Origin of the sequence: Streptomyces sp. SID486 (assembly GCF_009865385.1) — a bacterium.
Taxonomy (GTDB): domain Bacteria; phylum Actinomycetota; class Actinomycetes; order Streptomycetales; family Streptomycetaceae; genus Streptomyces.
Genome location: NZ_WWJT01000596.1, coordinates 1 through 11,518 on the forward strand (window position 1 = coordinate 1; position 11,518 = coordinate 11,518).

Annotated in this window: 14 protein-coding genes and 1 pseudogene; 14 read left to right on the forward strand and 1 reads right to left on the reverse strand. The window is 71.7% G+C overall.

The genetic code is table 11. The features are described from left to right. Window positions 1–316, reverse strand: a pseudogene (locus tag GT045_RS27985) (SAM-dependent methyltransferase); the annotation flags it as partial. Between the two features lie 520 nt (window positions 317–836). Here GT045_RS27985 and GT045_RS27990 point away from each other — a divergent pair. The 14 genes from GT045_RS27990 to GT045_RS28055 all read left to right on the forward strand — a co-directional run bounded on the left by GT045_RS27990 (window position 837) and on the right by GT045_RS28055 (window position 11,385). Next, on the forward strand, window positions 837–1,433 hold the full coding sequence (locus GT045_RS27990) for a hypothetical protein (protein ID WP_161289169.1): 597 nt from the start codon (window positions 837–839) through the stop codon (window positions 1,431–1,433). Window positions 1,434–1,799: 366 nt separating this feature from the next. Continuing rightward, complete coding sequence (gene rpsP, locus GT045_RS27995) at window positions 1,800–2,219, forward strand: 30S ribosomal protein S16 (RefSeq protein ID WP_161289170.1); 420 nt, start codon at window positions 1,800–1,802, stop codon at window positions 2,217–2,219. A 5-nt stretch (window positions 2,220–2,224) separates the two neighbouring features. After that, a complete protein-coding gene (locus GT045_RS28000) occupies window positions 2,225–2,464 on the forward strand; it encodes an RNA-binding protein (RefSeq protein ID WP_005479813.1) in 240 nt (79 codons plus the stop codon). A gap of 127 nt (window positions 2,465–2,591) precedes the next feature. Next, window positions 2,592–3,275: a ribosome maturation factor RimM gene (rimM, locus tag GT045_RS28005; RefSeq protein ID WP_161335899.1), complete on the forward strand. Its 684-nt coding sequence runs from the start codon at window positions 2,592–2,594 to the stop codon at window positions 3,273–3,275. After that, window positions 3,272–4,105 carry a tRNA (guanosine(37)-N1)-methyltransferase TrmD gene (trmD, locus tag GT045_RS28010; RefSeq protein WP_161287280.1) on the forward strand — a complete coding sequence of 278 codons (834 nt, stop codon included), beginning with the start codon at window positions 3,272–3,274 and terminating at the stop codon, window positions 4,103–4,105. Before rimM ends, trmD begins: the two co-directional genes overlap by 4 nt. A gap of 135 nt (window positions 4,106–4,240) precedes the next feature. Continuing rightward, on the forward strand, window positions 4,241–4,591 hold the full coding sequence (gene rplS, locus GT045_RS28015; protein ID WP_161287281.1) for a 50S ribosomal protein L19: 351 nt from the start codon (window positions 4,241–4,243) through the stop codon (window positions 4,589–4,591). Window positions 4,592–4,638: 47 nt separating this feature from the next. Further along, complete coding sequence (gene lepB, locus GT045_RS28020; protein ID WP_161287282.1) at window positions 4,639–5,340, forward strand: signal peptidase I; 702 nt, start codon at window positions 4,639–4,641, stop codon at window positions 5,338–5,340. Beyond that, window positions 5,333–6,424: a signal peptidase I gene (gene lepB, locus GT045_RS28025; protein ID WP_161287283.1), complete on the forward strand. Its 1,092-nt coding sequence runs from the start codon at window positions 5,333–5,335 to the stop codon at window positions 6,422–6,424. Before lepB (GT045_RS28020) ends, lepB (GT045_RS28025) begins: the two co-directional genes overlap by 8 nt. Beyond that, on the forward strand, window positions 6,312–7,328 hold the full coding sequence (gene lepB / locus GT045_RS28030) for a signal peptidase I (RefSeq protein ID WP_345942780.1): 1,017 nt from the start codon (window positions 6,312–6,314) through the stop codon (window positions 7,326–7,328). The genes lepB (GT045_RS28025) and lepB (GT045_RS28030) overlap by 113 nt, the downstream gene beginning before the upstream one ends. Window positions 7,329–7,617: 289 nt before the next feature. Next, window positions 7,618–8,400: a signal peptidase I gene (lepB, locus tag GT045_RS28035; RefSeq protein WP_161286836.1), complete on the forward strand. Its 783-nt coding sequence runs from the start codon at window positions 7,618–7,620 to the stop codon at window positions 8,398–8,400. Beyond that, a complete protein-coding gene (locus GT045_RS28040) occupies window positions 8,390–8,920 on the forward strand; it encodes an NUDIX hydrolase (protein ID WP_161335901.1) in 531 nt (176 codons plus the stop codon). Before lepB (GT045_RS28035) ends, GT045_RS28040 begins: the two co-directional genes overlap by 11 nt. 56 nt (window positions 8,921–8,976) lie before the next feature. Next, a complete protein-coding gene (locus GT045_RS28045) occupies window positions 8,977–9,285 on the forward strand; it encodes a DUF2469 domain-containing protein (protein ID WP_014675276.1) in 309 nt (102 codons plus the stop codon). Window positions 9,286–9,411: 126 nt separating this feature from the next. Continuing rightward, a complete protein-coding gene (locus GT045_RS28050) occupies window positions 9,412–9,774 on the forward strand; it encodes a YraN family protein (protein WP_161335902.1) in 363 nt (120 codons plus the stop codon). Further along, window positions 9,775–11,385, forward strand: a complete 1,611-nt coding sequence (locus tag GT045_RS28055; RefSeq protein ID WP_161335903.1) for a YifB family Mg chelatase-like AAA ATPase — start codon at window positions 9,775–9,777, stop codon at window positions 11,383–11,385. It begins immediately after the preceding gene. The last annotated feature ends 133 nt before the right edge of the window (window positions 11,386–11,518 follow it).

Genomic DNA, 11,518 nt, shown 5'->3' on the forward strand with positions numbered 1-11,518 from the left:
GTGCGCCGCCCGCGCCGGGCCGGGCGTCCGGCAGCAGACGCTCGCGGGCGAGGGCGAGCCGTTCGGGGGAGACGGGGTCGGTGCCCGTGACGGCGGCGCCCCTGGCGGCCGCCATCAGCAGGGCGAGGCCGGAACCGCAGCGCAGGCCCAGCAGCCGGGTGGCGGGGCCCACCTCGAGGCGGTCGTACACGGTGTCGAAGAGCGGTACGAGCATCCGCTCCTGGATCTCGGACCAGTCACGCGCGCGTGCGCATCGGTCCACGCGTGCTGCGGAGCCCGCGTGGGACACGTGCTGCCGCACGAGCGTAGGTGTCATGGAAGCGCCCCTATCCGCCGACAGTTCGCCGCTGTGCGCGGTTGTGTGGCCCCCCGTGCCGTGCGCGCGCACTTCGCACCTATGCCACGTAACTCTCGGCTCGCGGTGCCGTCCAGGGGTCGTGGGCCCCGGCTTGGGGTCACGACGCGGGAGTGGCGAGATTTCACATCCCGGCAACCTGGGCGGCCCTACGGTGTCGGCGCCCGGGGACGGGCCGGTGACCGGGCGGGCGGCGGCGCGCGGTAACGTCGCGAGCGCCCTGGACGCTGTCCAGGATGAGCGCGCGCGCCGAGAGCGGCCGAAACACCTCTTGCGCAGCAGCCGGTCACCGTCGCATCAGGGCTCACGGCCATGACGTAGCGCGGACTACGCACCAGCTTGGTATGAGCTGTGAAGCTTCTCCGCAGATCAGCGCACCCGCCCTCGTCAGGACGCATCAGCGGCAACTGACGGGTACGTGCAAATTATTTGGGATGCCCCGGAATAGGAACACAGCGGCACCCCCGCTCGTTGTCATTACGTGAGCACGACACAGACACCACCTGTTCTCGCCGCAGAGCTGGCACAGGCGTGGGCCGACATTCAGCGGCACCACTCCGAACTGCCGGACCTCGCCGCGCCAGAGTCCCTGATCGGAGAGTCGTCGTCCGCGTGCGGTCACGAACTCTCCTTCGAGCGACTGCTCCACGAGGCCGTCCACGGCATCGCCGCCGCCCGCGGCGTCCGTGACACCTCCCGGGCCGGCCGCTACCACAACCGTCGTTTCCTCGCGATCGCCGAGGAGCTGGGCCTGGACCACCCCGAGGAACCGCACCCGAGCAGCGGTTTCTCGCTGGTCACGCTCAACCCGGAGGCGAAGCGGCGCTACCGTCCGACCATCGAGCGGCTGCAGCGCGCCCTGAAGGCCCACACCGCGGCCACCTCCGCCGACACCTCCCGCACCTTCCGCGGCCCGGCCGCCCGGCACGGCTCCTCCGGTGGCGGCGTCCGCGTCAAGGCGGTGTGCGACTGCGGGCGCAACGTCCGGGTGGTTCCCTCGGTCCTGGCCCAGGCCCCGATCGTCTGCGGCGGCTGCGGCAAGCCGTTCAGGATCCCGGAGGTCGTGGGAGCGGCATAGGCGCGGACCGCGTACGTACCGGCATCTCGTGGGTGCCGGGGACCGCGGGACGACCAGGGCGCCGCACACCGCGGCGGCCGTCGGTGCCGGACGGCACACCCGGCAGCGGCGGCCCGCCGGTGCCGGACGGCGCACCCGGCGTGACCTCACCTCCGCGCCGGGTGCCTCTCCGGCATGCCCGGACGGGGTCCGCACACCCTCGGCCGAAGCGGCCCTCGGGGTGTGGCAGAATGGCAAGCTGTACTCGACAGTCGCACAGGACCCCTCTCTCCTCCGGCTGACGCGTCCATCGGGCACTCGGGTACCGCAACCCCACGCGGCAACTTGCCGTGCCCAACCACGTCAAATCCAGGAGATTCCACTCCCGTGGCAGTCAAGATCAAGCTGAAGCGTCTGGGCAAGATCCGTTCGCCTCACTACCGCATCGTCGTCGCCGACTCCCGTACCCGCCGTGACGGCCGGGCCATCGAGGAGATCGGCAAGTACCACCCGACCTACAACCCGTCGGTCATGGAGGTGGACGCCGACCGCGTGGCGTACTGGCTGGGTGTCGGCGCGCAGCCGACCGAGCCCGTGCTCGCCATCCTGAAGAAGACCGGCGACTGGCAGAAGTTCAAGGGCGAGCCCGCCCCGGCGCCGCTGCTCGTCGCCGAGTCGAAGGCCACGCGTCCGTCGTTCGAGGCCCTCGGTGGTGACGACGAGGGCAAGGGTGAGGCCATCACCCAGAAGAAGAAGGCTGAGAAGAAGGACGAGGCTGCGGCTGAGTCCGAGTCGACCGAGGCCTGAGCAGCATGCTCGAAGAGGCGCTTGAGCACCTCGTGAAGGGCATCGTCGACAACCCTGACGATGTGCAGGTCGCCTCGCGCGACCTGCGCCGCGGGCGCGTGCTGGAGGTCCGGGTGCACCCCGACGACCTCGGCAAGGTGATCGGCCGCAACGGCCGCACCGCGCGTGCCCTGCGTACCGTCGTGGGCGCCATCGGCGGTCGCGGTGTCCGCGTCGACCTGGTCGACGTGGATCACGTCCGCTGACGCTTCATCGCAACCGGCTCGGGCCGGGGAGGGCCACTGGCCGTCCCCGGCCCGCAGTCGTATGAGCAGGCCGTACGCGCAGGACGCGCGGGATGCGCACGCAGCAGATGACAGGAGAATTGGACACGTGCAGCTGGTAGTCGCACGGATCGGCCGCGCCCACGGCATCAAGGGCGAGGTCACCGTCGAGGTACGTACCGACGAGCCCGAGCTGCGGCTCGCCCCGGGCGCCGTCCTGGCCACCGACCCGGCCGCGACCGGGCCGCTCACCATCGCCACCGGCCGCGTCCACAGCGGCCGGCTGCTCCTGCGCTTCGAGGGCGTCACCGACCGCAACGGCGCCGAGGCCCTGCGCAACACCCTGCTGATCGCCGAGATCGACCCCGAGGAACTCCCCGAGGGCGAGGACGAGTACTACGACCACCAGCTGATCGACCTCGACGTGGTCACCGAGGACGGCACGGAGGTCGGCCGGATCACCGAGATCTCGCACCTGCCCTCGCAGGATTTGTTCATCGTGGAGCGCCCCGACGGCAGCGAGGTGATGATCCCCTTCGTGGAGGAGATCGTCGCCGAGATCGACCTGGAGGAGCAGCGGGCGGTCGTCACACCCCCGCCGGGCCTGATCGACGACCGCGTCGAGATCGCGTCCACCAGGGAAGAGACCGGCGAAGAGGCGGGGGAGAAGTCCGGGGGGACGCCCGGGGAGAAGTCCGGGAAGGCGTCCGAGGAGTCCGGGGATACGCCCGAGGGGAAGTCCGGGAAGGCGTCCGAGGAGTCCGGGGAGAAGTCCGGGGACGACCGCGCATGAGGCTCGACGTCGTCACGATCTTCCCCGAGTACCTCGACCCCCTGAACGTCTCCCTCGTGGGCAAGGCCCGCGCGCGCGGGCAGCTCGACGTCCAGGTGCACGACCTGCGCGCGTGGACGTACGACCGGCACAACACGGTGGACGACACCCCCTACGGCGGCGGCCCGGGCATGGTCATGAAGACCGAGCCCTGGGGCGACGCCCTGGACACCGTCCTCGCCGACGGCTACGAGAGCGGCGCCGGGGCGCCCGCACTGATCGTCCCCACGCCCAGCGGCCGTCCCTTCACCCAGGAACTGGCCGTCGAGCTGTCCGAACGCCCCTGGCTGATCTTCACGCCCGCCCGCTACGAGGGCATCGACCGGCGCGTGACGGACGAGTACGCGACACGCATGCCCGTCTACGAGGTCTCCATCGGCGACTACGTCCTCGCCGGCGGCGAGGCGGCCGTACTCGTCGTCACCGAGGCCGTGGCCCGGCTGCTGCCGGGCGTCCTCGGCAACGCCGAGTCCCACCGCGACGACTCCTTCGCTCCCGGCGCGATGGCCGCCCTCCTCGAAGGCCCCGTCTACACCAAGCCGCCCGTCTGGCGCGGCCGGGACATCCCCGAGGTGCTGCTCAGCGGCCACCACGGGAAGATCGCCCGCTGGCGCCGCGACGAGGCCCTCCGGCGCACCACCGCCAACCGGCCCGACCTGATCGAGCACTGTGCCCCCGAGGCGTTCGACAAGAAGGACCGCGAGATGCTCTCCATCCTGGGCTGGGAACCCGCCCCGGAGAGCGAGCCGTACGGCCGATTTTGGCGCCGGGCCGACGGCGTGGAAGAATAGACCGCTGTTGTGCGTCCGTCCGGCGTGCGCCCCTGCCACAGGGGGACACGACGCCCGCACCGACCCGCACGGCAGTCCTCCTGAAACCCTAGTTCCCGTTGATGACCTGTGGCATCAGCGAAGAAAGCAGACGAAATGTCTCACCTGCTCGACACCGTCGACGCCTCGTCGCTGCGCAGCGACATCCCGGCCTTCCGCCCGGGTGACACCGTCAACGTCCACGTCCGCGTCATCGAGGGCAACCGCTCCCGTGTGCAGCAGTTCAAGGGCGTTGTGATCCGCCGCCAGGGCTCCGGTGTCCGCGAGACCTTCACGGTCCGCAAGGTCTCGTTCTCCGTCGGCGTCGAGCGCACCTTCCCGGTGCACACCCCGATCGTCGAGAAGATCGAGCTGGTCACCCGTGGTGACGTGCGCCGCGCCAAGCTGTACTACCTCCGTGACCTGCGCGGCAAGGCCGCGAAGATCAAGGAGAAGCGCGAGAACTGAGCGCTCTGACGGAGTCCGTGCCGGGGTCGGGATAGCATCTCGCCCCGATGGACACCGAAGCGCAGCCGACGGAACGCGACCGCTCCTCCCGCCCCGGGACACCGGGTACGGAGGGCCGGTCGCGTTTCGCGTTGGTGGCACGGGTCGCCGACCGGCTCCCCGGCGGCCGGATCACCCTCTCGGTCCTCACCGTCCTGACGTCCCTGCTGCTCCTCAACGTCTTCGTGGCGCAGCCGTTCGAGATTCCGAGCGGATCCATGGAGCAGGGGTTGAGGATCGGGGACCGCGTTCTCGTAAACAAGTTGGCGTACCGTTTCGGTGCCCAGCCGCGCCGCGGCGATGTGATCGTGTTCGACGGCACCGGGTATTTCGGGGACGCCGACTACATCAAGCGTGTGGTCGGTGTGGGGGGAGACCATGTGGTCTGCTGCGACAGGAAGCGGAGGATCGAGGTGAACGGCCGGGCGGTCGACGAGACGGCGTTCCTCCATCCCGGGGACAGTGCCTCCAGCGTCCCCTTCGACGTCGTCGTGCCCCCGGGCCGCCTGTTCGTGCTCGGCGACCACCGCAGCGAGTCCAGCGACTCCCGCGACCACCTCGGCTCACCCGGCGGCGGTATGGTCCCGGTCGGCGACGTCGTCGGCCGGGCCGACTGGATCGTCTGGCCGTACCCCCACTGGACCCGCCTGACCCGGCCGTCCGCCTACGCGCGCGTGCCCGCCGCCCCCGCGGAGGGCGGCCATGGGTAGCCGCGGCAAGCCGCGCGGGGTGTCCGGCGGCCCCGCCGAGAACCTGCTGCCCACCGGGGTCCGCCGCACCACCGCGCCGGGCGGCGGACGCACGCGCGCGGAGCGCCGCAAACTGCAGCGCAAGGTCAAGCGCAAGCGCAGGCGCTCGGCCGTCCGGGAGATCCCCCTGCTGGTGGGAGTCGCCGTCCTCATCGCGCTCGTCCTGAAGACCTTCCTCGTCCAGGCGTTCGTGATCCCGTCCGGTTCCATGGAACAGACGATCCGGATCGGGGACCGGGTCCTGGTCGACAAGTTCACCCCCTGGTTCGGCTCCGAGCCGCAGCGCGGGGACGTCGTCGTCTTCCACGACCCCGGCGGCTGGCTCCAGGACGAGCAGACCGCCAAGAAGAACGACCCCGTCGTGGTCAAGCAGGTCAAAGAGGGCCTCACGTTCATCGGCCTGCTGCCCTCCGACAACGAGAAGGACCTGATCAAACGGGTCATCGGGGTCGGCGGCGACCACGTCAAGTGCTGTGACGCGCAGGGGCGCGTCACCGTCAACGGCGTACCGCTCACCGAGGGCGACTACCTGTACCCCGGGAACTCGCCCTCCTCCACCCCCTTCGACATCACCGTGCCCCAGGGCCGGCTGTGGGTCATGGGCGACCACCGGGACAACTCGGCCGACTCCCGGGCCCACCAGGACACGCCCTACGGCGGCACCGTCTCGGAGGACTCGGTGGTCGGCCGGGCCATGGTCATCGGCTGGCCGCTCGGCCACTGGACGCGCCTGGAGGAACCTAAAACCTTCGCAAGCGTCACCGACTCGGCGTCGGGGACGACCGCTGCTCCCCGGCTGTCGCATAGGGTTGATCCCGAGAATCCGAACGGAATGACACACCTCCCGACCCCTGCGGAACTCCCGCTCGTTATGGGAGTGGTGGGCCTGCGCCGTGTGCGGCGCGGGCAGCGGCACAGAGTGAGGAGTTGGCGTGGGGGATGTGGCGGTTGGCGCACGGTCGGGTCACGACGGCGAGGAGCACCGCGGGCACCCCGTGGGACCGGACGTTCCCGTCCCGGACAGCGCCATGACCTCCGGGAATGACCGGGCAGCGGGCGACGACGGCACGCCGGAGGGCGAGCCACGGCCCCGCGCCGGCACCGCGGACGCGGACGACGGGACGCAGCGGCCGAAGAAGCCGCGCTCCTTCTGGAAGGAGCTGCCGATCCTGATCGGCATCGCGCTGGTCCTGGCGCTGCTGATCAAGACCTTCCTGGTGCAGGCTTTCTCGATCCCGTCCGACTCGATGCAGAACACCCTCCAGGAGGGTGACCGCGTCCTGGTCGACAAGCTCACCCCGTGGTTCGGCTCCGAGCCCGAGCGCGGCGAGGTCGTCGTCTTCCACGACCCGGACAACTGGCTGGCGGGCGAGCCGACACCGAACCCGAACCCGGTGCAGAAGGTGCTCAGCTGGATCGGCCTGATGCCGTCGGCGGAGGAGAAGGACCTCATCAAGCGGGTGATCGGCGTCGGCGGCGACACGGTCGAGTGCAAGAACAGCGGCCCCCTGAAGGTCAACGGCAAGGCGCTGGACGAGCCCTACGTCTACCCGGGCAACACCCCGTGCAGCGTGGACGACCAGGGCGGCCAGTTCACGGTGAAGGTCCCCAAGGGCTACATCTGGGTGATGGGCGACCACCGCCAGAACTCCCGGGACTCGCGGTACAACCAGTCCGACAAGCACCACGGCATGGTCCCGGTCAAGGACGTCGTGGGCCGCGCGATCGTCAAGGCCTGGCCGATCAACCGCTGGGGCACCCTGCCGATCCCGGACACCTTCGACCAGCCCGGCCTCGACCGGCAGTCCTCCTCCGCCGCGTCCCTGTCGGTGGCCCCGCAGGGCGTGGCCGTCGCCGCGGTGCTGCCGTTCGCGGTCTGGCGGCGCAGGCGCACGGACCTGACCGGGACCGCGCCGACCGCCCGGAAGACGCCCACCGCCCGCCCGTGACCCGCGGGCCGTCGGCCCACGCCGGGCGGCGACGACCCCGGCGGGGCAGCACGACTGCCAGGAGGCGGACGCGCGCACCCGCGGGAAGCGGACGCCCCGCCCCCTCGGGCGTCGCCCGCGTGTGAAGCCGGCGCCTGCGATGCGGGAAGCGGACGCCCCTCTCCCCCTCGGGCGGCTCACCCGCCCAGCCCCTTCCCACGAGCCGTGAGGTGCACCTTCCGGCCCCGCTGATCCCGGTCCGGAAGGAGGGGCTGCCCCCGTCCGGAACCGCCGGGTAGGGTGCGGGTCCATGGGTGGCGAGAGCATGACGCGTACGGCCCCGCGCAGCGGCGGCACCGGCCCGGCACAGACCGGCGGCCGGCTCGGGCAGCGGCTGTCCGGACTGGCCGTGGCGCTCGGTCTGGTGCTGTTCCTGGGCGGATTCGGGTGGGGAGCGGTGGTCTACCGGCCCTACACCGTGCCCACCAGCTCCATGACCCCCACCATCGACGCCGGCGACCGGGTGCTGGCCCAGCGCGTCGACGGCGCCGACGTGCGGCGCGGCGACGTGGTCGTCTTCGAGGACAAGACCTGGGTCGACAACGCCAAGGTGGTCAAGCGTGTGGTCGCCGTGGGCGGGGACACCGTCTCCTGCTGCACCGAGGGCAAGCTGACCGTCAACGGCAGGCAGATCGACGAGCCCTACCTGCCCGAGGGCAGCCTGGCCGAACTCAAGGGCTTCGGCACCGTGACCGTTCCCGAGGGCCGGCTGTTCCTCCTCGGCGACGAACGCCAGGGTTCCCTGGACTCCACCGCCCACCTCACCGACGCGGCCAAGGGCACCGTGTCCCGGGACGCCGTCTCCGCCCGGGTGGACGCCGTCGTCTGGCCCTGGAAGGGCATGCTCAAGCGCCCCACCGGCTTCGAGCCGCTCGGCGCCCTGTCCCGGCCCGGACCACTGCGCACGCTCGAAGTGATGGTCATCGCCGGCGCGGTGCTGGTCCTCGGCGGCGGCGCCTACGGCCCCGTCGCGGGGCGCCTGAGCCGCTCCCGCGCTCGCACGGCCGGCCGGGAGTCGGCCGGTGCCCGCTGATCCCACGCGGCCGGCGGAGGAGTCGTACGAGGCCGGGGACGGTCCGCGCCGGGTCGCCCGCGTGGTGCTACTCGACCCCGAGGACCGCATCCTGCTCCTGCACGGCCACGAGCCCGACGACCCGGCCGACGACTGGTGGTTCACGCCGGGCGGCGGTCTGGAGGGTGCGGAGACGCGCGAAGAGGCCGCACTGCGGGAACTCGCCGAGGAGACCGGTATCACCGACGTCGAACTCGGCCCCGTGCTCTGGCGGCGGCGGTGCTCCTTCCCGTTCGCGGGCCGCCGCTGGGACCAGGACGAGTGGTACTACCTGGCCCGTACGAGCCAGACGGCGACCGCGGCGACGGGGCTGACGGAACTGGAGCGGCGCAGCGTCGCCGGAGCGCGCTGGTGGACGTGCCGGGAACTGACCCGGGCACATGAGACGGTGTATCCGACCAGACTCGCCGAGCTGCTGCGCACGCTGCTCGTCGAAGGTCCCCCGGCCAAGCCCGTGACCCTCGACACGGAAATCGTCTGAGGGCCCCGGGGACTGGCGCACAATGGTGGGATCGCACGGCTGAAGGGGAACATGCCATGAGCGCCGAGGACCTCGAGAAGTACGAGACCGAGATGGAGCTGAAGCTCTACCGGGAGTACCGAGACGTCGTCGGTCTGTTCAAATACGTGATCGAGACCGAGCGGCGCTTCTACCTCACCAATGACTACGAGATGCAGGTCCACTCGGTCCAGGGCGAGGTGTTCTTTGAGGTGACCATGGCCGATGCCTGGGTCTGGGACATGTATCGGCCGGCTCGCTTCGTCAAGCAGGTCCGCGTCCTCACGTTCAAGGACGTGAACATCGAGGAGCTGAACAAGAGCGATCTGGAGCTGCCGGGCGGCTGATGACCTGCGCTTCCGGGCTCCGTCACCCATCCGGGTGGCGGAGTTCTCCACAACCGCGCAGTAGCCCACCAAGATCAACAGGGGGCGGCGGGACGCGTGACGGTTGGCGCCGGAGGTGGTGCCGACATGAACGCACGAGAAGCGATCGGCAAGTACGGCGAGGATCTGGCGGCGCGGCGGCTGGCCGAGGCCGGCATGACGATCCTGGAGCGCAACTGGCGCAGCGGACGGACCGGCGAGATCGACATCGTGGCCCGGGACGGGGACGCGCTCGTCGTCTGCGAGGTGAAGACCCGCCGGGGCGGTGACTTCGAACACCCGATGGCCGCGGTGACCCCCGAGAAGGCGGCCAGGCTCCGCGAACTCGCCGAGCACTGGATCCAGGCCCACGGAGGGGCCCCGCCCGGCGGCGTCCGTATCGACCTCGTCGGCGTCCTCGTGCCCCGCCGTGGCGCCCCGTCCGTCGAGCACGCGCGGGGGGTGGCCTGAATGGCGTTCGCCCGCACGTGCTCGGTGGCCCTGGTGGGCGTCGAGGGCGTGGTCGTCGAGGTCCAGGCCGACCTCGAACCCGGCGTGGCGGCCTTCACCCTGGTCGGCCTCCCCGACAAGAGCCTGACGGAGAGCCGGGACCGGGTGCGGGCGGCGGTGGTGAACTCGGGTGCGGCCTGGCCGTCCAAGAAGCTCACCGTCGGCCTCAGCCCGGCCTCGGTGCCGAAGAGCGGCAGCGGCTTCGACCTGGCCGTCGCCGCCGCCGTCCTCGGCGCGGCCGAGCGGATCGACCCCCGTGTGCTCGCCGACATCGTCATGATCGGGGAGCTGGGACTCGACGGCCGCGTGCGACCGGTCCGGGGCATCCTCCCGGCGGTCCTCGCCGCGGCGGAGGCGGGGTACGAACAGGTGGTCGTGCCCGAGTCCGCGGTGCCCGAGGCGTCGCTGGTGCCCGGGGTGTCGGTGCTCGGTGTGCGCAGTCTGCGCCAGCTGATCGCCGTCCTCACCGAGGAACCGGTGCCGGACGAGGAACCCGTGCCGAGGGAGATCCGCCCCGATCCGTTCCTCGCCGGTCTGGCCCTCCCCGGCACCGGGCTCGGCACGGGCGCCACCGACGGCGCGCACGCCCCCGACCTGTCGGACGTCGCCGGCCAGCACACCGCGCGGGCGGCACTGGAGGTCGCCGCGGCCGGCCGGCACCACGTGTTCTTCAAAGGGCCGCCCGGTGCCGGCAAGACGATGCTCGCCGAACGGCTCCCGGGCCTCCTGCCCGAGCTGGGCCGGGCCGAGTCCCTGGAGGTCACCGCGGTCCACTCGGTGGCGGGCATGCTCCCGCCCGGTCACCCCCTGGTCGACAGGCCCCCCTACTGCGCACCCCACCACTCCGCGACCATGGCCTCCCTCGTCGGCGGCGGGAACGGGCTGCCCCGGCCCGGAGCGGTGTCCCTGGCCCACCACGGAGTCCTCTTCCTGGACGAGGCCGCCGAGTTCCACAGCAGCGTCCTGGACGCCCTGCGCCAGCCCCTGGAATCCGGTCACGTCGTGATCGCCCGGGCGGCCGGGATGCTGCGGATGCCGGCCAGGTTCCTCATGGCGCTGGCGGCCAACCCGTGCCCGTGCGGGCGGCACGGACGAGGCGACGACATCTGCGAGTGCCGGCCGTCCTCGATCAAGCGCTACCGTGCCCGGCTGTCCGGCCCCCTCATGGACCGGGTGGACCTGCGCGTCACAGTGGAGCCGGTCGCCCGGGCCGAACTCCTGCGGATGGACACCCGTGCCGAGTCGACGGCCGTCGTGGCCGACCGGGTCCGCCTCGCCCGGGAGCGGGCCGCCAGGCGCTACGAGGGACTTCCCTGGCGCACCAACAGCGAGGTGCCCGGACACGAATTGCGTACCCGCTGGCACGTACAGCCCGGGGCACTGGCCAAGGCCGAGGAGGACCTGGACCGGGGCCTGCTCACCGCCCGCGGCCTGGACCGCGTCCTGCGGGTCGCCTGGACGCTCGCGGACCTGGGCGGCCGCGACCGGCCCTCGGTGAACGACGTGAACTGGGCCCTCGAACTGCGCACCGGTGTCCGCCGCGGCGCCCTCCTGGAAGGAGCCCCCAGGTGAGGACCGACCGACCCCGCCGGGCCGCACACCCGGGCAGCGGCGGGCTGGACGCCGACCGGGACGGCCGGACCGCGTGCCCGGAAAGCGCTGGGGCGGGGGCCGGCCGCCGGGGGACCGGTCCGGCCGCGGCGGG